Origin of the sequence: Actinomadura rubteroloni (assembly GCF_002911665.1) — a bacterium.
In the GTDB taxonomy this organism is placed as follows: domain Bacteria; phylum Actinomycetota; class Actinomycetes; order Streptosporangiales; family Streptosporangiaceae; genus Spirillospora; species Spirillospora rubteroloni.
Window position 1 is genome coordinate 853,374 of sequence record NZ_MTBP01000002.1, and the last position, 20,954, is coordinate 874,327.

17 protein-coding genes are annotated in these 20,954 nt (G+C 73.9%); 9 read left to right on the forward strand and 8 right to left on the reverse strand.

Going from position 1 to position 20,954, the window contains the following annotated elements; translation table 11 throughout:
• Positions 1-76: 76 nt before the first annotated feature.
• The 5 genes from BTM25_RS15475 to dxr form a co-directional block, all read right to left on the reverse strand.
• Complete coding sequence (locus BTM25_RS15475; protein ID WP_235828433.1) at positions 77-1,657, reverse strand: alpha/beta hydrolase; 1,581 nt, start codon at positions 1,655-1,657, stop codon at positions 77-79.
• Positions 1,658-1,874: 217 nt separating this feature from the next.
• Positions 1,875-3,518: an alpha/beta hydrolase gene (locus tag BTM25_RS15480; RefSeq protein ID WP_168212121.1), complete on the reverse strand. Its 1,644-nt coding sequence runs from the start codon at positions 3,516-3,518 to the stop codon at positions 1,875-1,877.
• Positions 3,519-3,917: 399 nt separating this feature from the next.
• Positions 3,918-5,105 (reverse strand): flavodoxin-dependent (E)-4-hydroxy-3-methylbut-2-enyl-diphosphate synthase, encoded by a 1,188-nt coding sequence (gene ispG / locus BTM25_RS15485; protein WP_268877664.1) that lies wholly within the window; start codon positions 5,103-5,105, stop codon positions 3,918-3,920.
• Positions 5,106-5,224: 119 nt separating this feature from the next.
• On the reverse strand, positions 5,225-6,421 hold the full coding sequence (locus BTM25_RS15490; RefSeq protein ID WP_103563610.1) for a M50 family metallopeptidase: 1,197 nt from the start codon (positions 6,419-6,421) through the stop codon (positions 5,225-5,227).
• Between the two features lie 40 nt (positions 6,422-6,461).
• Complete coding sequence (gene dxr / locus BTM25_RS15495) at positions 6,462-7,748, reverse strand: 1-deoxy-D-xylulose-5-phosphate reductoisomerase (RefSeq protein WP_103563611.1); 1,287 nt, start codon at positions 7,746-7,748, stop codon at positions 6,462-6,464.
• 151 nt (positions 7,749-7,899) lie between these two features.
• Between dxr and BTM25_RS15500 the strand changes: the two genes are divergently transcribed.
• Positions 7,900-8,184 carry a hypothetical protein gene (locus BTM25_RS15500; RefSeq protein ID WP_103563612.1) on the forward strand — a complete coding sequence of 95 codons (285 nt, stop codon included), beginning with the start codon at positions 7,900-7,902 and terminating at the stop codon, positions 8,182-8,184.
• Positions 8,185-8,419: 235 nt separating this feature from the next.
• Here the strand turns inward: BTM25_RS15500 and BTM25_RS15505 are convergent, their stop codons facing one another.
• Positions 8,420-9,643, reverse strand: a complete 1,224-nt coding sequence (locus BTM25_RS15505; protein ID WP_103563613.1) for an extracellular solute-binding protein — start codon at positions 9,641-9,643, stop codon at positions 8,420-8,422.
• Between the two features lie 356 nt (positions 9,644-9,999).
• On the reverse strand, positions 10,000-10,362 hold the full coding sequence (locus tag BTM25_RS15510; RefSeq protein ID WP_103563614.1) for a hypothetical protein: 363 nt from the start codon (positions 10,360-10,362) through the stop codon (positions 10,000-10,002).
• Between the two features lie 363 nt (positions 10,363-10,725).
• Between BTM25_RS15510 and BTM25_RS15515 the strand changes: the two genes are divergently transcribed.
• On the forward strand, positions 10,726-11,472 hold the full coding sequence (locus BTM25_RS15515; RefSeq protein WP_103563615.1) for an SDR family oxidoreductase: 747 nt from the start codon (positions 10,726-10,728) through the stop codon (positions 11,470-11,472).
• A gap of 42 nt (positions 11,473-11,514) precedes the next feature.
• On the opposite strand, the gene BTM25_RS15520 is transcribed toward BTM25_RS15515, so the two are convergent.
• A complete protein-coding gene (locus BTM25_RS15520) occupies positions 11,515-12,027 on the reverse strand; it encodes a helix-turn-helix transcriptional regulator (protein WP_103563616.1) in 513 nt (170 codons plus the stop codon).
• 136 nt (positions 12,028-12,163) lie between these two features.
• On the opposite strand from BTM25_RS15520, the gene BTM25_RS15525 reads away from it, so the two are divergent.
• The 7 genes from BTM25_RS15525 (at position 12,164) to BTM25_RS15555 (ending at position 20,869) form a co-directional block, all read left to right on the forward strand.
• Positions 12,164-13,372 (forward strand): hypothetical protein, encoded by a 1,209-nt coding sequence (locus tag BTM25_RS15525; protein ID WP_103563617.1) that lies wholly within the window; start codon positions 12,164-12,166, stop codon positions 13,370-13,372.
• A 62-nt stretch (positions 13,373-13,434) separates the two neighbouring features.
• Positions 13,435-15,696, forward strand: a complete 2,262-nt coding sequence (locus BTM25_RS15530; protein ID WP_268877665.1) for a serine/threonine-protein kinase — start codon at positions 13,435-13,437, stop codon at positions 15,694-15,696.
• The gene (locus tag BTM25_RS15535; RefSeq protein ID WP_103563619.1) at positions 15,693-16,712 is read left to right on the forward strand and encodes a PP2C family protein-serine/threonine phosphatase; all 1,020 of its coding nucleotides are present in this window, start codon (positions 15,693-15,695) and stop codon (positions 16,710-16,712) included. Before BTM25_RS15530 ends, BTM25_RS15535 begins: the two co-directional genes overlap by 4 nt.
• A complete protein-coding gene (locus BTM25_RS15540) occupies positions 16,709-18,010 on the forward strand; it encodes a vWA domain-containing protein (protein WP_103563620.1) in 1,302 nt (433 codons plus the stop codon). Before BTM25_RS15535 ends, BTM25_RS15540 begins: the two co-directional genes overlap by 4 nt.
• Entirely contained in the window at positions 18,010-18,594 is a 585-nt protein-coding gene (locus BTM25_RS15545; RefSeq protein WP_103563621.1) for an FHA domain-containing protein, read from the forward strand. Before BTM25_RS15540 ends, BTM25_RS15545 begins: the two co-directional genes overlap by 1 nt.
• Positions 18,591-20,024, forward strand: coding sequence for a hypothetical protein (locus BTM25_RS15550; RefSeq protein WP_103563622.1), 1,434 nt, complete (start codon positions 18,591-18,593; stop codon positions 20,022-20,024). The genes BTM25_RS15545 and BTM25_RS15550 overlap by 4 nt, the downstream gene beginning before the upstream one ends.
• A 20-nt stretch (positions 20,025-20,044) precedes the next feature.
• Entirely contained in the window at positions 20,045-20,869 is an 825-nt protein-coding gene (locus BTM25_RS15555) for a glutamate ABC transporter substrate-binding protein (RefSeq protein ID WP_103563623.1), read from the forward strand.
• Positions 20,870-20,954: the final 85 nt, after the last annotated feature.

Here is a 20,954-nt window from a genome sequence, read left to right on the forward strand (position 1 = left end):
CCGCGATTCGCGACAGATGCGAAGGAAACAGAGCAGGCCGGTCACGGAATCCCGTGACCGGCCCGCGCCGTGGAACTTACGGACGTCCGATGAGCAGGTTCTTGCTCGGCAGGTCGGCGACGGCGGCCTTGGCCGTCGCGCCCGGCACCGGGTCGTTCAGCGCGGGCAGCGCCGCGCAGACGAGGTCGGCGGTCCGGCCCGGCTTGCGCGCCGGGAGGCTGCCGTTGGTGAGGTAGGCGGCGACGCGGTCGTCGAGGCAGGCGTTGCCGTTCAGCGTGTTCGCGTGGGTCTTGCCGCCCTTCTCGGCGATGAGCCGCGCCGCCGGGAACAGCGAGCGCATCTGCGGGCCGCCCGGGTACGGGGTGGCCGCGTCCAGCGTGGACTGCACGAGCAGCATCGACGGGGCCTTCTTCGACCCGACCGGGAATGTCTTCTTGCCCTGGACGTGCCAGAAGTGGATCGGCGCGTTGAACCAGGTGTTCGACCACGAGTTGAACCGGATGCCCGACGCGTACTGGCGCGTGGCGTCGTCATGCCAGGTCTTCCAGCTCGCGGGCCACGGGGCGTCCACGGCCTGGACGGCGTTGTAGACCGCGAAGCCGTTGTCGCCGCCGCCCTCCGACAGCCAGTCCAGCAGCGGGGCGGGGTCCTTCTTGGTCGCCCACGCCGACAGCGCCTCGGCGAACGGGATGTAGTACCCGGTGTTGTAGCCGGCGCTGAGGACGGTGTCGTCCAGCTCGTCCGGGCCGATCTTCTTGCCGATCGGGCTCTTCTTCGCCGCCGCGCGGATCGCGTAGTACTTCTTCTCGACGGCCTTCTCGGACGCGCCCAGGTGGTAGATCGAGTCGTACTTGGCGATCCAGCTCCACCAGAGCTTCATGTTGCGCTCGAACGCGACGTTCTGGCTGAGCTGGCCCTTGTACCAGACCTCGCGCGTGTCCACGTTGCCGTCGAGCACCATGCGCTTGACGTGCGTCGGGAACAGCGTGGCGTAGGTGGAGCCGAGGTAGGTGCCGTAGGAGAAGCCGTAGTAGCTGATCTGCTTGGCGCCGAGGGCCGCGCGGATCGCGTCGATGTCCTGCGCGGCGTCGGTCGTCCGCATGTACGGCAGCAGCCAGCCGTACTTCTTCGCGCACGCGTCCGCGTACTTCTTCGACCGGGCGAGCCAGACCTTCTCGTCCTTGGCGCCGGACGGCACGTAGTCCGGCCGGACGGGGTCGGAGTAGTTCGGCACGCACGACAGCGCGGGCTTGCTCGACTCGACGCCGCGCGGGTCGAAGCCGATGATGTCGTACTTGGCGGCGACCTCGGGCGGCAGCCAGGCCGCGAGCCCGCCGGACAGGTACAGCCCGGCGCCGCCCGGTCCGCCGGGGTTGCCGAGCAGGACGCCCTGGTAGTCCTTCGCCGTGTGCTTCACACGCGACACCGCGACGGAGATCTTCTTCCCGTTCGGCTTCCGGTAATCGAGCGGGACGCTCACCTGGCCGCACTCGGCGTTCTTCAGGTAGGAGCCGCCCGTCACGTCGGTCGGACAGGCCGACCACGCCACCTTCCCGGCCTGGGCCGGGGCGCCCGCGGGCGCGGCGGCGGTGGCGACGGCGGCCGGGCCGCCCACCGCGACCGCCGCGGCGGCGGTGATCACTACGAGCCTTTTCACGAAACCCCCTTGTCGGCGGGCGCCCGGGACGAGCGGGGGCCGGGCGCGCCGCGGACGCTGATAGTGCGCAAACCGAGAGGATTGTGGCGAGTTGGGCAGTTCACCCGGGGGGTCCTGCGGCAAGCGATGCGCAATCGTGACGAACTTCGTGAAACTCTGTGATCTTCGGAAACGTTTCAGGGCCCCGGGATGACCCGGGGCCCTGACTCGTGACGCGTCAGCGCAGGACGTCCAGCTTCGGCGGGAGCGTCGCCGTCTTCGCCGCCGTCCTGGCCGCCGCCGTCGCGCCCGGCGGCACCGGGTCACCGAGCTGCGGCACGTGCACGGTCCGCCGCTCCGGCCGCTTCCCGGTCAGGAAGTAGGCGTCGAAGTAGGCGTCCACGGCCGCCGAGCCCCGGTGGACGATGCAGTGCGTGCGGTCGCCGTCCTGGACGACCAGCCGCGCGTCCGGCAGCCGCCGCTGCATGTCCAGCGCGCCCGCGTACGGGGTCGCCGCGTCGTCCGTCGCCTCGAACATGAGGATGTTCTCGGGGAAGTTCCGGACCTTGCCGATGTCCACGGGCGTCCGCGCCTTGCCCCGCCACGTGAGGCACGGCGCGTTGAACCACGCGTTGCTCCACGTCAGGAACGGGTGCCTGCGGTTGATGCGGTCGTTGTCGCGCTGCCACTTCTTCCAGTCCAGCGGCCACTGGACGTCGGTGCACTGCGTGGCGAGGTACATCGCCCAGCCGTTGTCGTCCGCGCCGCCGGTCGTGCCCGCGCCGAACGTCCCGGCGAACGTCTCCAGGTCGCCCGCCTTGTAGGCCGCGAGGCCCGCCGCGTACGTGCCCCACACGGCCTGGCTGCGCCGGTAGGCCGCGTTCTGGACGACGTCGTCCAGCTCGTCGGGTCCGACCGCGACCTCCTGGCCGTCGAGCGTCTGCTCGACGGGGTCGGTCGCGAGCTTCTTGCGCAGGCCGTAGTAGAACGCGCGCACCTCGGCCTGGGTCGCGCCCAGGTGGTAGATCGCGTCGTACTTGGCGATCCAGCCGAAGTAGTAGTCGATGTTCTTGTCGAACGCGACGTCCTGGTCGAGGTTCGCCTGGTACCAGACGCCCTTCGGGCCGACGACGCCGTCCATCACCATCTTGCCGACCTTGTCGGGGTACAGGGTGGCGTAGACAGCGCCGAGGTACGTCCCGTAGGACGCGCCGTAGTAGTCGAGCTTCTTGTTGCCGAGCGCCTTGCGGATCGACTCCACGTCGCGCGCCGAGTCGATCGTCGTGACGTGGTCGAGCAGCCCGATCTTGTCGGCCGCCGCGCACTTGGCCGCGTAGTCCTTGGACCGCTTCAGCCAGACGTCGACCGACTTGGGGTCCCCGGTCCCGTACGCCGGACGCGGCGCGTTGTAGGTCTCGGGGTCGCAGCTCAGCGCGGGGACGCTGCTGCCGACGCCGCGCGGGTCGAACCCGATGACGTTGTAGGCGGCCTGCATGGCCGGGGAGTTCTGCGCGAACACGCGGGCGCCGAAGGGGGCGCCGCTGCCGCCGGGACCGCCGGGGTTGACGACGAGGTCGCCCTTGGCCGGGCCGGACCCGGTGTGCGGCGTCCGGGTCACCTCGATCGTGATCGTGGTGCCGTTCGGACGGGAGTAGTCCAGGGGGACCTTCAGCTCCGCGCAGCGGATGGTCTCGGAGACCTTCACCTTGCTCAGCGCGTCGTACGGCTTGACGGCGGCGACGATGTCCGCGGAGCACGGGTGCCAGGCGAGCCCGGCCGCCGGTTCGCCGCCCGGAGCCGCCAGGGCGGGGGACGCGGCGGCGCCGGCGAGCCCGGTGAGGCTCAGTCCCGCCACCGCTGCGGCGCTGACGAACTTCTTCACGAATCCTCCTCCTGCGCGGCCCCCGAGCGAAGGGACCTCGATGCGCATTCCGGGAGGATCCTTGTCATTCCGGCATTTGTGGCGGCAGAGGCCGGAACGAAGGGATGCGGGATCGTGACCCGACCGAGTCCGTACCGTGAGCCGCGAACCCGGATTCCACCGAAACGGCCCCCGGGCGGACCCGGGGGCCGGGCAGCGCGACCTGCGGAAACACCAAAGGCTCCGGTGTCATCGTCCGTTGCGGACGATGACACCGGAGCCTGCGCCGAGGGGTCTCAGGGGTGTCCCCCTGAGAGAGCACCGCGGGCTTCGGCGAAGCCGGTCCCGCAGGGCACTCGAAGCCCGCCTCTGGCTCGGAACGGCGGAACGTTCCGGACCTGCGGTGCGACGGCGGGCGGATCAGCCCACGGTCACCTCCGCGCCGGGACCCGACACCGAACCGTCCTCGCCGACCTCGATGCCCATCTCCTCGGCGATGCGCATCGCCTCTTCGATGAGCGTCTCCACGATCTGCGCCTCCGGGACGGTCTTGACGACCTCGCCGCGCACGAAGATCTGGCCCTTGCCGTTGCCGGACGCGACCCCGAGGTCGGCCTCGCGCGCCTCGCCCGGACCGTTCACCACGCAGCCCATCACCGCGACGCGCAGCGGCACCGGGAAGCCCTTGAGCCCGGCCGACACCTCTTCGGCGAGCGTGTAGACGTCCACCTGGGCGCGTCCGCACGACGGGCACGACACGATCTCCAGCCCGCGCTGGCGCAGCCCGAGCGATTCGAGGATCTGCGTGCCGACCTTGACCTCTTCGACCGGCGGCGCCGACAGCGACACGCGGATCGTGTCGCCGATGCCCTGCGACAGCAGCGCGCCGAACGCGACGGCCGACTTGATCGTCCCCTGGAAAGCCGGGCCCGCCTCGGTCACGCCGAGGTGCAGCGGGTAGTCGCAGGCGGCGGCGAGCTGCCGGTACGCCTCGATCATCACGACCGGGTCGTTGTGCTTCACCGAGATCTTGATGTCGCGGAAGTCGTGCTCCTCGAACAGCGAGCACTCCCACAGCGCGGACTCCACCAGCGCCTCGGGCGTCGCCTTGCCGTACTTCTCCAGCAGCCGCTTGTCCAGCGAGCCGGCGTTCACGCCGATGCGGATCGGGACGCCCGCGTCGCGCGCGGCCCGCGCGATCTCGCCGACCTTGTCGTCGAACTTCTTGATGTTGCCCGGGTTCACCCGGACGGCCGCGCAGCCCGCCTCGATCGCGGCGAACACGTACTTGGGCTGGAAGTGGATGTCGGCGATCACCGGGATCGGCGACTTGCGCGCGATGGCCGGGAGCGCGTCCGCGTCGTCCTGCGACGGGACCGCGACGCGGACGATCTGGCAGCCGGACGCGGTCAGCTCCGCGATCTGCTGGAGCGTGCTGTTGACGTCGGCGGTCAGCGTCGTGGTCATGGACTGCACCGAGACCGGGGCGTCACCGCCCACCGGCACGCTGCCGACCATGATCTGACGGGACGCGCGACGCGGAACCGAAGGCTCTTTCGTGCCCCCGCTCTCGCCGCGCACCGTCGGAATACCCAGTGAAACGCTCATCCCTCTCCTCCGCTCGCCCCTTCAACCCTAAGCTCCCCGCCGACGTGACATGACGCGGACGTCCGACCAATGGGGTGACATCACAGAAACGTACAGTGACCGATTACGGTCCCTTAGGGTCACCCTGGCACCGCCAGCGGATTCACGACGTCCGCGATGATCAGCAGTACCCCGAGCCCCACCAGCACGATGACCGCCAGATACGTCAGCGGCATGATGCGGCGCAGGTCGACCGTCCCGGAGTCGGGCCGTCCCCGCGCGCGGTTCACGGCGGCGCGGATCCGCTCGTAAGCGACGACCGCGAGGTGCCCGCCGTCCAGCGGCAGCAGCGGGACGACGTTCAGCGCGCCGAGGAAGAGGTTCACCGACACGACCAGCGACAGGTAGAGCGCGATCTTCTCCCGCCACGAGCCGTGCGCGGAGAAGATCTGCCCGGACGCCTGCGTCGCGCCGACCACGCTGCCGACCTGGCCGCCCGGCGTCCGCGCCCGCTCGGGCGAGAACAGGCGCGGGAGCGCGTTCGGCAGGTCGGCGAGGGCCGTGCCCATCGCCCGGACGGTGCCGCCGACGGCGTCCGCCGCGAACTCCGCCGCGCCGAGCGGTCCGCGCCGGTCCCAGCCCGCGCCGACGACGCGCGCCGACATGCCGAGGAACGGCGCGCCCGCGACCGCCGCGAGCCGGGGACGCAGCGTCAGCGTCCCGGCGCCCGGCCGCTGCACCACCACGGGCACGGTCTGCCCCGGCCGCGCGTCGCCGATGGCGTCGCGCAGGTCCGTCCAGTCCGCCACGGGCCGTCCGCCGAACCGGACGACCCGGTCCCCCGCCCGCATCCCCGCCGCCAGCGCCGGCGACGGCGGACGCCCCGGCCCGCACTTCCCCGACAGGTCGGCGGGCACGCACGTGCTGATCGCGTCGGCCGTGGCGGTCGCCGTACCGGGATCGCGGACGCCGACCGTCATCGCCATCACCATGAGCAGCACGAACGCGAACACGAAGTTCACGACGACGCCCGCGCCGATGACGATCACCCGGCGCCCCGGCGGCTGCCGGAAGAACGCGCGGTCCCGGTCCTCCGGCGGGACGTCCTCGAGCGGCGTGTACCCGACGATCCGGACGAACCCGCCGAGCGGGATCGCCTTCACGCCGTACTCGGTCTCCCCGCGCCGCCACGACCACAGCGTCGGCCCGAAGCCCACGAAGTACTGCGTGGCCTTCATCCCGAACCGCTTGGCGGTCAGCAGGTGGCCGCCCTCGTGCAGCATGACGGTCGCGAGCAGCGCCACAACGAACGCCACCGCGCCCGAGAAGTAGGCCATCGGGCCTCCTCCGTCGTGGGACCGACGGCGCGGCGTCCGGTCAGCCCGCCCCGGTCAGCTCCCCGGCCCGGGTCCGCGCCCAGGCGTCGGCGGCGAGCACGTCGTCCAGCGAGGGCGACGGTTCCGCGCCCGTCCGCCCGGCCTCATGCTCCTCCACTACCCGCGCGATGGTGTCGACTATCCCGGTGAACGGCAGCCGTCCCGCGCGGAACGCCTCCACGCACACCTCGTTGGACGCGTTGTAGACGGCCGGGAACGTCCCGCCGAGCCCGCCCGCGCGCCGCGCGAGCGCCACCGCGGGGAACGCCTCGTCGTCCAGCGGGAACAGCTCCCAGGTGTGCGCGGCCGTCCAGTCCAGGGACGGCGCGGCGTCGGGGACGCGGTCGGGCCAGTCCAGGCCGAGGGCGATCGGCAGCCGCATGTCGGGCGGGCTGGTCTGGGCGAGCGTGGACCCGTCCGTGAACTCCACCATCGAGTGGATCACCGACTGCGGGTGGACCATCACGCCGATGCGGTCCATCGGGACGTCGAAAAGCAGGTGCGCCTCGATGACCTCCAGGCCCTTGTTGACCAGCGTCGCCGAGTTGATCGTCACGACCGGGCCCATGTCCCAGGTCGGGTGGTTCAGCGCCTCGTCCGGCGTGACCCCGGCCAGTTCGGCGCGCGTCCGGCCGCGGAACGGGCCGCCGCTCGCCGTCAGGACGAGCCGCCGCACCTCCTCGGCCCGGCCGCCGCGCAGGCACTGCGCGAGCGCCGAGTGCTCGGAGTCCACCGGGACGATCTGCCCGGGGCGCGCACGCTGCTTCACCAGCGGGCCGCCGACGATCAGGGACTCCTTGTTGGCGAGCGCGAGCGTCCGTCCGGCGTCCAGCGCGGCGAGCGTGGACGCGAGCCCGAGCGCGCCGGTCACGCCGTTCAGCACGACGTCGCACGGCAGCGTCGCGGCCTCGGCGACCGCGTCCGGCCCGGCGACGATCTTCGGGATCGGATGGTCGCCGGTCGCGTAGCCGCCCTTGCTCGCCGCCGCGTAGAACGCGAGCTGGAGATCCTGGGCGGCGGACGCCCGCGCGACCGCCACCACGTCCGGGCGGAACTCCAGCGCCTGCTCGGCGAGCAGGTCCACCCGGCCGCCGCCCGCCGCCAGCGCGACGACGCGGAACCGGTCGGGGTTGCGGCGGATCACGTCGAGGGCCTGGGTGCCGATGGAGCCGGTCGAGCCGAGCACGACGACGTCGCGGGGCGTGCGGCGGGGGCCGTCGTGCGGCAAGGGGGTGATGCCGGCGGTGCGGTCGGCGCTGAAGTCGGTAGGAGGCGTCACGGTGCCCATTGTCGTGCACGTCACCGGCCGTTGTCCCGCCGTGCGGCCCGCCGCCCGCGACCGTGGACTTTGCCGGACCTTGTACGGGCCGTAACAGAGGTAACACTTGGGGCGACATATAAAGGAAACCACTGACAGCGACGGCGAGAGGAGGGGACAGATGGTCGCATCGCACGAACCGGGGTTCGACCCGACCGGGCTGGACGCCGCGCAGCGCCACGGCGACGCCTGCGTCGTCTGCCGCAAGCGCTGGCCGCGGCCGCGCGTGCGCGTGGGCCACGTCCCCGGCGGCGGCGGGGTCTACGCGTGCGACGAGTGCGCGACCATGCTGCCCGGCCTCACCGTCCGGCGCCCCGACCGCGGCCCCGACGGGCCGTCCGTCGCGGCGGGCCGGGTGCCGGTCCGTCCCGGCGAACGCGGCGGGCGGTCGCGCGGCGGACGGTGACCGTACGCGGTCAGCGGACTTTCCTGGAAGAAGGGTGACCCGGGCATTCGGGGGGAGGCCCGGGACCACCCGTGCGGTACACCGGCTGGGGGCGGCCGGTCGTGCCGAGGCGGGCTCCGGCGCTCGCCGGTCCTACGGGACCGGCTTCGCCGGAGCCCGCACTGCTTTCCCTGGGACCCGTGGTCGTTCAGAGCCGACCTGAGCCGTCCGCGAGCGCAGCAGGCCGGGACTTCGATCAACCCAGCTTGGTGGCCTCGATCCAGACGCGCGTCCACTCGATGTAGTCCGTGCACTTGCGCTCGCCCTTGTCGGGGCCGCCGCCGCAGACGGCCGTGGGCGTGCGGGCGAAGACGATGCGGTCGAGCCGGCCTCGGTCCCCGACGCGGTAGGCGACGCAGAAGCCGGACTTGGCGCGCTCCCCCGAGCACGCCTGCGGGTTGGCGGGCGCGACGCCGGACCACTCGGCGACCTGCTGCTGGACGTCCGGCGTCGCCGTCCACCGCAGCCACTCGTACATGCAGTTCGGGTGCGCCGCGCGGGCGCCGACCATCCACGCGGTCGCCCAGCCGGTCACGCCCTCGGCCGGGTCGGTCGTGCGGACGCCGTGCCCGGCGCGTCCGAGGACGTCCGCCTGGTAGGGCGACCCGACGCCGAGCACCGCGCCGTCCGCCGCGAACGCCGACACGGCCGACGCCGGGGTCTTCCAGTACGCGCGGACGCTCGGCCGCTGCTTGGCCAGGATCCCCCGCACCGCCGCGAGCTGCCGGGGCGACAGCGAGTACACGTCCTTGATCTTCAGCTTGCGGTCGTGCTGCTTCAGGTACAGCGCGACGTCGGCGACGCTGAGCGGGGTGTCGCGCATGACGAGCCGTCCCGCGTACCGCCGCGCCTGGTCCGGGTCGTACACCGCGCCCCAGCTCGACGGCGGCGCCACGGTCCGCGCGTCGTACATCAGGACGTTGGAGCCCCACGTGTAGGGGACGCCGTAGACCTTCCCGTCCTGGCGCAGCAGGTTCCGCAGCTTCGGTTCGAGCTTCTTGTAGCCGTCCACGAGGTCGGTGTTGACCGGCGCGACCTGGCGGCCCGCGACGAGCCGTCCCGCGACCTCGGGCGGGGCGAGGACGCCGTCGTAGCGCCGCGCCGGGTTGCTCACGAGGTCGGTCATCTCCTGGGCGTCGCGGGCGGTGCGCCAGCTCACCGTGCAGCCCGTCCGCTCCTGGAAGGGGGTGACCCAGTCGACGCGGCGGTCGGTGCCGCCGTTCTCGATGTCGCCGGGCAGCACGACGAGGTTCAGCTCGCCCTCGCCGCCGCCGACCGTTCCGGCGACGGGCGCGGCCTCGGCCTTGTGCCCCTCGCCGCCGCCGCATCCGCCGAGCGCCAGGACCAGCGCGGCCAGCCCCGCCGCCGCGCCCGTCCGGCGGGTCCCGCGCGCGGCCCCCGGCCCGACCTTCAGCCGCATGTCGCTCCCGATCCGTCCCCCGGATCCCCCGCGTCGATCCGGCCCCATCGGCGCAGCGTAGCGTCTTCCGGCTCGGGCGGTTCCGGCGGCCCCGCGACCCGGTCCGACCGAAATGCCGGACAGAAGGGCGCCGATGACCCGGGAAAAAGCGGAAAAGGACCGTTCCGGACGCATTTTCCGGCACCCCGCGCACCCTTTATCGGGTGCGCCCTTTATGAAGCGGCCGTCACGGCCCGGGTGGACGGTGGGTGCCGGCGTCCGCGCCGCGTTCCGTGCGCTGGAGGGGGAACGCTGCGGGTGCCCGGCCCCGGGCCGTGACGGCTATCCGGCGGCGGTGGCGAGGTGGGGAACGGCGGTCACCTCTCGGTGCCGCCCGGCCACGCGACCACCGGGACCCGAGGAGACGGCGGCGGTGTGACGCCCTCGATGCGGAGGAGGTTCGAGGGGCGCCGCTCGTCCCGTCGGGGGTCTGCGGGGGGACGCGCCGGGACCTGCGCGTCCGGTGTGCGGGGCCGGTCCACCGGGCTTGCCGTGGACGCGGTCCCTTCGATCCTGGCGATGAGGTGCTGCGGGGTCGTGGCCTCCACGAACGTCCGGTCGGCGCTCCCGCGCGGCGGCAGCGCCCACCAGTGGCCCGTGTAGGGGCCGTACCAGACGGCCCATCCGGGGAAGCGGCGACGGAGTGCCTCGACCTCCGCGGCGTGCTCGTCTGCGGTCATAACAGGCTCCCCTGCGGCGGGCCGGAACGACCCTTTATCTTTTTCGCCACATTTAATTGGAACAATCAGATTGTGTCGCCCGACACAGGGCCAGTCAATGGCCGTGGCGATGATTTGTCGATACCATGAAGACAACGATTAACGACAAAAACCAACAACGGTAAACATTCTTCAGAAACCCGGCGAACAGGGCATTTTCACAGCGCGTCGACCCATCGCCACGGACCGTGAGTGAACGAAATTTGTCCAGTTTTGAGAGTTTAGTCCACTTGTGAATTGACACGCATTCACCCGGCCGCGCTTCCGGCGCTGATCAGGCCGTCCCCTAGGATTTCGGAACGATCTCCGAAGGGACGGGCCGGCATGGATCTCGGACTGAACGGCCGCCGCGCGGCGGTCGCGGCGGCGTCGGGCGGACTCGGGCTGGGCAGCGCGCGGGCGCTGCTCGCCGAGGGCGCCCGGGTGGCGATCTGCGGCCGGGACGAGGCCCGGATCACCGCGGCGGCGGCCGAACTCGGCCCGGACGCCCACCCGATCGTCGCCGACGTCGGCACCCCGGAGGGCGCGACCGCGTTCGTGGCCGCGGCGCGCGCGGCGCTCGGCGGCGTGGACGTCCTCGTCACCAACGCGGGCGGCCCGCCCCCCGGCGGCTTCGCCGCGACGCCCGTGGACGCCTACCGCGCGGCCCTCGACCTCAACCTGATGTCGACGGTCGCGATGTGCCACGCGGCCGTCCCGGAGATGCGCGAGCGCGGCTGGGGCCGGATCGTGGCGATCACGTCGGTGGCGGTGCGCCAGCCGAACCCGAACCTCATCCTGTCCAACACGGCGCGGGCCGGGGCGACGGCGTTCCTGAAGACACTCGCGCGGGAGGTCGCGGCCGACGGCGTCACGGTGAACTCGCTCCAGCCGGGCCTGCACGCGACCGACCGCCTGCGGCAGCTCTGGGACGGCGACCTGGAGGCGGCGGCCCGCGAGGTGCCGACGCGGACGACCGGCTCGCCGGAGGACTTCGGCGCGTTCGTCGCCTACCTGTGCTCGCGGCAGGCCGCGTTCGTCACCGGCGCCTCGATCCAGGTGGACGGCGGCCAGTACGCCGGCCTGCTCTGACCGCGGAGCCCCGGCCCGCGCGGGCCGGGGCTCGGCAGTCCGTCAGGCCGCCCGGCGGCCCTGGAACGGCAGGTAGTGGTCGGCGCGGCGCGGCCGGGCGGGCAGCCCGGTGGACTCGACCGCGAGGATCCGGTCGAACCGGAACGCGCGGATGCCGCGCCGCATCCGGCACCACCCGACCAGGTACCAGTGGTCGCGGTGGACGAGGCACGTCACCGGCTCGACCTCGCGGATCGTGACGTTCGCGCCCGCGTCGCCGTAGCAGAGCCGGACGACGCGGTGCTCGGTGATGGCCGAGGCGATGACGCGGGCGCGGTCGGCCGTGGCCGCGTCCTGCGCCGTCGTGAGGGTGTCGAGGGTCTCGGCGGCGACCGCGTCGAAGCCGTCCTCGGCGTCGAGGAGGGCGCGCAGGGCGCGGCGCGCGGTCGCGGCCTGCGGGCCGGCGCCGAGGTGGGCCAGGGAGAGCGCCAGCGAGGCGATCTCGGCGGCGGTGAGCGCGTTGTCGTTCACCCGGCGGGCGGCCGGGTCGGAGGGGTGCGTCGCAACGTTCGCCATGGTTCGATTATATGTTCGAGTACTGACATTTCCCAGGGCACGGACGGCCTACTTGAGCAGATCACGGCCGTACGGGACACTGACCCCCTAAAATCCGCAAATCTGCGGATGACGGGGTTCGACGGGGGTGTGTCGCGTGAGTGAGGCCGCCGCGCGCCCGCCCCTGGACCGCGACGCCGTGGACGACGCCCTGCGCGTCCAGCGCGACGAGCGCGACCGGGTGAGCGCGGCCCTGCTGGACCTGGAGGCGCAGCCCGGTTACCGGCTGCTGACCGGAGCGTCCGTCACCGGCGCGACCGCCCTCGCGCGCGAGGAGATTCGCGCCCGCGCCGCCGAGCTGTGGGACTGGTTCGACCGGTACACGCGGACGCTGCGCGCCACCGAGGACCTGCGCGCCCGGCACGGCCGTCCGGGACGCGCCGAGCTGGCCGAGCTGACGCGGCTGCTGACCGGGCCGTCCGTCGCGCCGCCCGAGCACGAGGTCCCGCTCGCCGACCGGACGCTGCTCGCCGCTCCCCCGCCCCCGCTCACCCTGGCGGCCGTCGTCGAGCGGATGACCGCGCTGTACGAGGACGTCGTCCGGCGCGTCGCGGCGGTGGACGGCGCGTGGTCGGCGCTGCTGCCCGCGCTGGAGCGCGCCGAGGCCGCGCGGCGCGAGGTCGGCACGCTGGCCGCCGAGTTGGGCGGCGACCCCGAGGCCGCGCGGCTGACCGGCGAGCTGGACCGCGTCGCCGCGACCGTCCGCGCCGACCCGCTGGCGACGGCGCCCCCGGAGCTGGACCGGCTGGGCGCCGACCTCGCCGCATTGCGCGACCGGCTGCGCGCCGCCGTCCGGATGCGCGCCGAGGCGGCGGCCCGGCTCGCCGCGCTGGACGACGCGGTCGCGCTCGTCCGCGCCGAGGAGGACGACGCCCGCCGCACCCGCGCCGACGTGCTCACCAGGATCTCCGCGCCGCCGCCGCCCGACGTCCCGGCGCTGGCCGCCGCGCTCGCCGACCGGTGCGCGGCCGTCCGGGGGCTCGGCGCGGCGGGCCGCTGGCGCGCGCTGACCGACCGCGTCGCCGAGTTGGAGGACGCCGCCGCCGACGCGCTGCGCCGCGTCCGCGAGGCCCGCGACCTGGCCGCCGGGCTCACCGAGCGCCGCGACGAGCTGCGCGGACGGCTGGAGGCGTACCGGATGAAGGCGGCCAGGCTCGGCCACGCCGAGGACGCCGACCTCGCCGGACGGTACGCACGGACCCGGGAGCTGCTGTGGTCGGCGCCGTGCGACCTGCGGCGGGCGACGGTGGCGCTGTCGGGCTATCAGGAGGCCGTCTCCGCGCGGGCGAAGGGATCGGATCGTTGAGTCGCTGCACCCAGCCGGGCTGTCCGGGCAACATTGAGGACGGTTACTGCGTCATATGCGGTATGCCTCCTTCCTCCGGCACTCCGGCGCCGCCGACCACGCGGTCCGCCCCGTCCGGCGCGCCGCGCTGCACGGTGCCGGGCTGCGCGGGGACGATCACCGACGGCTACTGCGACGTCTGCGGCATGCCGCCCGGCCAGGGCTCCGAGCCCGCGCCGCCGACCGTGGCCAGCGCGCCCGCGAGCGGCGCGTCCCGGGGCAGCCGGGGCACCGGCTCGGTGCGGACGGGCAGCGCGCGGACCGGGTCGTCGCGGTCGTCCGGACGGCGCGGGATGCTCGGCGCGGGCCTGGTGGAGGTGCCGCGCGTCCCCTACCGCGACCCGTCCACGGCGGTGCTCGCGGACGCCGAGGTCGCCGAGAACAAGCGGTTCTGCGGCAACTGCGGCGAGCCGGTCGGCCGGGGGCGCGGCGACCGGCCCGGCCGCGCCGAGGGCTTCTGCCCGAAGTGCGGGACGCGGTTCTCGTTCACGCCGAAGCTCGTGGCGGGCGACCTGGTCGGCGGGCAGTACGAGGTGCTCGGCTGCCTCGCGCACGGCGGGCTCGGCTGGATCTACCTCGCCAAGGACCGCAACGTCAGCGACCGGTGGGTGGTGCTGAAGGGCCTGCTGGACACCGGCGACGTCGACTCGCTGGCCGCGGCGGCGGCCGAGCGCGCGTTCCTCGCCGAGGTCGAGCACCCCAACATCGTCAAGATCTACAACTTCGTGCAGCACGCGGGCGACGGCTACATCGTCATGGAGTACGTCGGCGGCCGGTCGCTGAAGGAGATCCTGTCGGCGACGCGCGCGACCGGCGCCGACGCGCTCCCGCTCGGCCAGGCCATCGCCTACGCGCTCGAAGTGCTCCAGGCGTTCGGGTACCTGCACGCGCAGGGCCTGCTGTACTGCGACTTCAAGCCCGACAACGTCATCCAGTCCGAGGAGCAGCTCCGGCTGATCGACCTCGGCGGCGTCCGGCGCGTGGACGACCAGGTCAGCGCGATCTACGGGACGGTCGGCTACCAGGCGCCGGAGATCTCCGACGTCGGGCCGTCGGTCACGTCCGACCTCTACACCGTCGGGCGGACGCTCGCGGTGCTCAGCTTCCCCTTCCGCGGCTACACCGGGAAGTACGCGACGAGCCTTCCCGCGCGGGCGGAGGTCCCGCTGCTGGTGCGGCACGAGTCGTTCGACCGGTTCCTGCGCCGCGCGACGCACCGCGACCCGGCCGAGCGATTCCAGGACGCCGCCGAGATGGCCGAGCAGCTCACCGGCGTGCTGCGCGAGGTGCTGGCGGTGGAGGACGGCCGGCCGCGTCCGGCGCCGTCCGGGCTGTTCGGCCCGGAGCGGACGGTGCCGGGCACCGAGGGCGACGCGGGGACGGCGCTGCCGCCGGTCGCGCCCGCCGAGGCCGCCGCCGCGCTGCCCGTCCCGCTGGTGGACGGCGCGGACCCGGCGGCCGGTTTCCTCGCGGGCCTGACCGCGCTCGAACCCGCGCAGCTCGCGGCGGCCGTCGCGGCGGCGCCCCGGCAGACGCCCGAGGTGCGGCTGACGCTGGCCCGCGTGAAGATCGAGCTGGGCGACGCGGCGGGCGCGTGGACGGCCCTGGACGAGGTCGCCGACGAGCTGCCCGGCGACTGGCGCATCGAGTGGTACCGGGCCGTCGCGCTGCTGGCGGCGGGCCGGCTCGCCGAGGCCGAGCCGCGCTTCGACCGGCTCTACGGGCTGGTGCCGGGCGAGGCCGCGCCGAAGATCGCGCTCGCCTACTGCCGCGAGGTCTCGGCGCCGCGCGAGGCCGCCCGCCTCTACGACCTGGTGTGGCGCACCGATCAGGGCCATATCAACGCCGCGTTCGGCCTCGCCCGCGTCTACCTGCGGGCGGGCGACCGGACGTCGGCGGTCGCGGTGCTGGACTCGGTGCCGCGCACGTCGATCCGGCACGTCCACGCGCAGGCGGCGGCGGTCGCGACGGCCGTGCGCGGACGGCCCGAGGGCGAGCCCGCGCCCGCCGAGCTCATCGGCGCGGGCGACCGGCTCGCCGCGCTGGACCTGGACGAGCGGCGCCGCGACCGGCTCGCCGCCGAGGTCCTGGAGGCCGCGCTCGGCACCGTCCGGCGCGGCGGGACGGCGCAGGGTTCGGTGCTCGGCGTGCCGCTGGCCGAGCAGCCGCTGCGCCGCCGCCTGGAGGAGACCTACCGGGCGCTCGCCCGGCACACCCGCGACCGCGAGGACCGGCGCGGGCTGATCGACGCCGCCAACGCGGTCCGGCCGAGGACGCTGCTGTGACGGAGGAACAGGGCATGGGCAAGACGGCGGACGCGCTCTGTCCCGCCTGCGCGGAGGTCGTCTACTCCGGCGACGAGTTCTGCGAGGCGTGCGGGCACCGGCTGGGCGGCGCGGCGGCGCCCCCGGCGCCGACCGCACCGGCGTGCGCGGGCTGCGCCGCCACGGCCGTGGACGCCGACGGCTACTGCGGCGTGTGCGGGCTGAAACAGCCCGCCGCGCGCGACCACTTCGAGGTCGAGGTGCCGGGCGCGGCGGGCGTGAGCGACCGGGGCCGCCGGCACAGCCGCAACGAGGACTACCTGACGCTGGTGCCGTCACCTGGCGGGTTCGCGGCGGTGGTGTGCGACGGCGTGGGCTCGTCCCCCGACCCCGACCGGGCGTCGCGGGCCGCCGCCGAGGCGGGGTCGGCGGCGCTCGCCGCGCGGCTGGCGGCGGGCGAGGACCCCGAGGCCGCGACGCACGCCGCCGTGCTGCGCGCCGCCGAGGCCGTCGCGGCGCTCGCCCCGTCGCCGCACGAGGCGCCGTCGTGCACCTACGTGTCGGCGGTGACCGGCCCCGGCACGGTGACGGTCGGCTGGGTCGGCGACAGCCGCGCCTACTGGCTCGCCTCCGGCGGCGGGACGGCCGGGGACGACGTGCTCGGGCCGTCCCGGCAGCTCACCGACGACGACTCGTGGGCCGCGATCATGGTGGCGCGCGGCGCGCTGACCGAGGCCGAGGCCGAGGCGCACCCGAACGCCCATGTGATCACCGGCTGGCTCGGCGCGGACGCCGAGCAGGTCACCCCGCACGTGCGGACGTTCGCCGTCGACCGGCCCGGGACCGTCCTCGTGTGCAGCGACGGCCTCTGGAACTACTTCCCGGCGGCGGACGGGCTCGCGGCCGTCGCGGGCGACGCCGCGCCGCTGGAGGCGGCCCGGACGCTCGTCCGGCACGCGCTGGAGGCCGGCGGACGCGACAACATCACGGTGACCCTGCTGCCGGTCACCGCCAGGAACGGAGCGGGTGCCCCATGAGCGAGCCGCGGTTCGACATCAGTGTCGACCAGAACAAGTACCTCCCGGCGGGCGGGACGCGGGTCCACGCGATCGTGTCGGTGGAGGCGAGCGGCGGGGCGGTGGCCGCGCCGTCCGGGGCCGCCGCCGAGGTGATCATCATCGACACGTCCGGGTCGATGGCGTACCCGGCGACCAAGCTGCGGTCGGCCGTGGACGCGGCGGTCGCGGCCGTGGACACGCTGCGCGACGGCGTGCACTTCGCCATCGTCGCGGGGAACGACACCGCGCGCATGGTGTACCCGGCGACGAACGAGCTGGTGAAAGCCAGTGAGGCGACCCGCGCGAAGGCCCGCGCCGCCCTGCGCAAGCTGAAGGCGTTCGGTGGGACGGCGATCGGTTCCTGGCTGCGGCTCGCGGACGAGCTGTTCGACGCCCACCAGGACGGCGTCCGGCACGCGATCCTGCTCACCGACGGCAAGAACCAGCACGAGACGGACGAGGAGCTGGACGCCGTCCTGTTCCGCTGCGGCGGGCGGTTCGTCTGCGACTGCCGGGGCGTCGGCACCGACTGGAAGGTCGCCGAGCTGCGCCGCGTCGCGTCGGCGCTGCTCGGGAGCGTGGACATCGTCGCCGACCCGCAGGACCTGGTCGCCGACTTCCAGGCGATGACCGAGGCGGCGATGGGCAAGGCCGTCGCGGACGTCCTGCTGCGCGTGTGGACGCCCCAGACCGCGACGCTGACGTTCGTCAAGCAGGTCATGCCGTCGGTGGAGGACCTGACCGGGCGGCGCGTCCCGTCCGGACCGCAGGCGGGCGACTACCCGCTCGGCGCGTGGGGCGCGGAGAGCCGCGACTACCACGTCTGCGTCGAGGTGGCCCCGAACGAGGTCGGCAAGGAACTGCGCGCGGCGTGGGTGAAGCTCGTCGTGCCGGGCGGCGCCGGACAGGAGGAGAAGGTGCTCGCGTCCGGGAACGTCCTCGCCGCGTGGACGGACGACGAGGCCGAGTCCACCCGCATCAACCCGCGCGTCGCCCACTACACCGGCCAGGCCGAACTCGCCGACGTCATCCAGCAGGGGCTGCGCGCCCGCGAGGAGGGCGACCTCGCCACCGCCACGGCGCGGCTCGGCCGGGCCGTCCAGCTCGCCGACGAGGCCGGCAACGACCCGATCACCGCGCTGCTGCGCAAGGTCGTGGACGTGGAGGACGCCGCGACCGGCACCGTCCGGCTGAAGCGCGACGTCGACAAGGCCGACGAGATGTCGCTCGACACGCGGTCCACCAAGACCGTGCGGACGCGCGGCGGCGGGGCCTGATGGCGGTCTGCCCCGCCGGTCACACCTCCGCCGCCGCCGACTACTGCGACGTCTGCGGCGAGCTGATCGGCGCCGCCCCCGCACGGGCCCCCGTCTGCCCGGACTGCGGCACGCCCGGCGTGGACCGGTTCTGCGAGGCGTGCGGCTACGACTTCGCGACCGGACGCGGCGCGCCCACCCGCACCGCCGGCTGGGTCGCGGTCGTCGCCGCCGACCCCGCCTACTTCGCGACCGTCCGCGCCGGGGACGGCCCCGACACCGGCGGCCTCGCGTTCCCGTCCCACGCGCCGGAGCGGACGATCCCGCTGACCGGCCCCGAGGTCCGCATCGGACGGCGCGGCGGCTCCGACACCCCCGAGATCGACCTGCGCGAGCCGCCCGGCGACCCCGGCGTGTCCCGCCGGCACGCGGTGCTGCTCGCCCGGCCCGGCGGCTGGACGCTCGTCGACCGGGGTTCCACGAACCGGACCTGCGTGAACGGATCGGCCGACCCCGTCCCGTTCCACGCCGAGGTCCCGGTCGGCGACGGCGACCGCATCCATGTGGGCGCCTGGACCACGATCACGCTCCGGGAGATCCGATGACGGCCGTCCAGCAGGCACCCCCGACCCGGCAGGAGCCGCGCCGCCGTCCCGGGCCGCGCCGGTTCGCGCCGCGCACCGCCGCCGCGCGGATCCGCGCGCTCGCCGCGCTCGTCGTGGTCGCGCTGGCCGCGACGCTCGCGGCGACGTGGATCGCCGTGTCCGACGCGCGGCACGGCATGCGCGTCATCGGGCACGACGCGGGACCGCAGGTCGTCGCGACCAGCGACCTGTACTTCCAGCTCACCGACATGGACGCCCAGCTCGCGACGGCGCTGCTCATCGGCGGGTCGCAGGGGCTCGGCGTCACCCGCGACCAGGCCCTCGCCCGCTACGACCAGGACCGCGCGAAGGCGGCGGCGGCGCTGTTGCAGGCCGCCAAGCTCGCCGACGAGCCGTCCGAGGCCGCGACCGCGCAGGCCGTCGTGATGTCGCTCGGCGCGTACGAGCGGATCGCCGGGCAGGCGCTGCTGCTGGACCGGCAGGCCGGGCACACCGCCGGGCCGCCGTCGTCGCGCGTCCTCGACCTGTACCGGCAGGCCACCGACCTGATGAAGCTGGACGTCCTGCCGAAGGCCTACAACCTGACGCTGGACGACGGCACGCTCGTCCGGCACACCTACGAGGACGAGCGCGCGGCCGTCCGCGCCGGGATCGTCGCGGTCGTCGTGACGGGCCTGCTGCTGGTGGCGCTGCTGGTCGTCCTTCAGGTGTTCCTCACGCGCCGGTTCCGGCGGCTGCTCAACCCGGCGCTGGCGCTCGCGACGCTCGTCGCGCTCGCGCTCACCGGGACGGCCGCGGCCGTGCTGTCCGGCCAGGCCGCCGACCTGCGGCGCGCCAAGGTGGACGGGTTCGACTCCGTCCTCGCGCTGTCGCGGGCGCGCGCGATCGGCAACAGCGCCAACGCCGACCAGACGCGCTTCCTCCTGGACCCCGAGCGCGCCGACACCTACGAGCAGCAGTACATGACGAAGGCGCAGTCCGTCCTGTACCTGAAGGCGGGCAACCTCGCCGCCTACAACCAGGCCGTGCAGCGGCAGGCGGCGCGGACCGGGTTCCTCGGCTTCCTCGGCGCGGAGGCCGCGCGGCGCGGCGTCCCCGGCCAGGACGCGGCGTTCGGCGCGGTGCTGACGACCTACAAGGCCTACCAGGCCGACGACCGCCGCATCCGGGACCTCGTCGCGGCGGGCCGCCGGGACGAGGCCGTCCGGGCGCGGCTCGACGCGGCGGCGGGCTCGTCGTCGGGCGACTTCGCGACGTACGACCGGGCTTTGGTGAAACTGATCGGGATCCACCGGACGGCGTTCGACGACGCCGTCCGCGACGGCGACGGCGGCACCCGGCACTGGGACGCCGGGCTGCCCGTCGCGGGCCTGGTGATCGTGGCGCTCGTCCTCGCGGGCGTGCGGCCCCGGCTGGCGGAGTACCGGTGACGACCTTGCGGAGGAGACAGATGCGGATCACGGCGCTCGTCCTGGCGGCGGGTGCCGCGCTCGCCACCGCCGGTTGCGCGGTGGCGGGCGCCGACGGCGACTCGATCACCCGCAAGGACGCGCTGGTCGTCGGCGTCAACCCCGACCAGCCGGGCCTCGGCCTGCGCACCGGCGGCACCTACAGCGGCTTCGACGTCGATGTCGCCCGGCAGATCGCGCGGCGCCTCGGCGTCGGGACGGTGACGTTCAAGCCCGTCACGTCCGCGACCCGCGAGAGCCTGCTGCGGTCGGGCGCGGTGGACATGGTCGTGGCCAGCTACTCGATCACACCGGAGCGCAAGACGAAGGTGCTCTTCGGCGGGCCGTACTACGTGGCGCACCAGGACATTCTGGTCCGCAAGGACGAGAGCGGCATCCGGAACGTCCGGGACCTCAAGGGCCGGCGGCTGTGCGAGGTGCCCGGCTCGGTGTCGTTCCCGCGCGTGACGCGCGAGCGCGGCGTGCCCGCCGTGTCCGTCCGCGCCGACACCTACGGCGAGTGCCTGGGCAAGCTGCGGTCCGGGGAACTGGACGCGGTCTCCACCGACGACCTCATCCTCGCCGGGCTCGCCGCGCAGGCGGCCCGCGACGGGGGCACGCCGCTGCGGATCGTCGGCGCACCGATTTCCGAGGAGCCGTACGGCGTCGGGCTGAACAGCGCGGACATCGACGGCTGCGAGGCCGTCAACAAGGCGATCACGACGATGTACCAGGACGGCACGGCCGCGCGCCTGCTGCGGACTTGGTTCGGTCCGGTCGGGCTGCGGGCGACGACGACGGTGCCGCAGTTCGAGGGCTGCGACTGATACCACGGACCTTTTCGACTAAACGGTCACTGTTATCAGGCCGTTCCGTAAGTACCGGACGTCACTCAAGATCGTTAGCGTCGCG

Bases quoted from the DNA above. Each gene is read 5' to 3' on its own strand.
- ispG (WP_268877664.1), bottom strand. From the start codon at position 5,105: ATGAGCGTTTCACTGGGTATTCCGACGGTGCGCGGCGAGAGCGGGGGC.
- BTM25_RS15490 (WP_103563610.1), bottom strand. From the start codon at position 6,421: ATGGCCTACTTCTCGGGCGCGGTGGCGTTCGTTGTGGCGCTGCTCGCG.
- dxr (WP_103563611.1), bottom strand. From the start codon at position 7,748: ATGGGCACCGTGACGCCTCCTACCGACTTCAGCGCCGACCGCACCGCC.
- BTM25_RS15500 (WP_103563612.1), top strand. From the start codon at position 7,900: ATGGTCGCATCGCACGAACCGGGGTTCGACCCGACCGGGCTGGACGCC.
- BTM25_RS15505 (WP_103563613.1), bottom strand. From the start codon at position 9,643: ATGCGGCTGAAGGTCGGGCCGGGGGCCGCGCGCGGGACCCGCCGGACG.
- BTM25_RS15510 (WP_103563614.1), bottom strand. From the start codon at position 10,362: ATGACCGCAGACGAGCACGCCGCGGAGGTCGAGGCACTCCGTCGCCGC.
- BTM25_RS15515 (WP_103563615.1), top strand. From the start codon at position 10,726: ATGGATCTCGGACTGAACGGCCGCCGCGCGGCGGTCGCGGCGGCGTCG.
- BTM25_RS15520 (WP_103563616.1), bottom strand. From the start codon at position 12,027: ATGGCGAACGTTGCGACGCACCCCTCCGACCCGGCCGCCCGCCGGGTG.
- BTM25_RS15530 (WP_268877665.1), top strand. From the start codon at position 13,435: ATGCCTCCTTCCTCCGGCACTCCGGCGCCGCCGACCACGCGGTCCGCC.
- BTM25_RS15540 (WP_103563620.1), top strand. From the start codon at position 16,709: ATGAGCGAGCCGCGGTTCGACATCAGTGTCGACCAGAACAAGTACCTC.
- BTM25_RS15545 (WP_103563621.1), top strand. From the start codon at position 18,010: ATGGCGGTCTGCCCCGCCGGTCACACCTCCGCCGCCGCCGACTACTGC.
- BTM25_RS15550 (WP_103563622.1), top strand. From the start codon at position 18,591: ATGACGGCCGTCCAGCAGGCACCCCCGACCCGGCAGGAGCCGCGCCGC.
- BTM25_RS15555 (WP_103563623.1), top strand. From the start codon at position 20,045: ATGCGGATCACGGCGCTCGTCCTGGCGGCGGGTGCCGCGCTCGCCACC.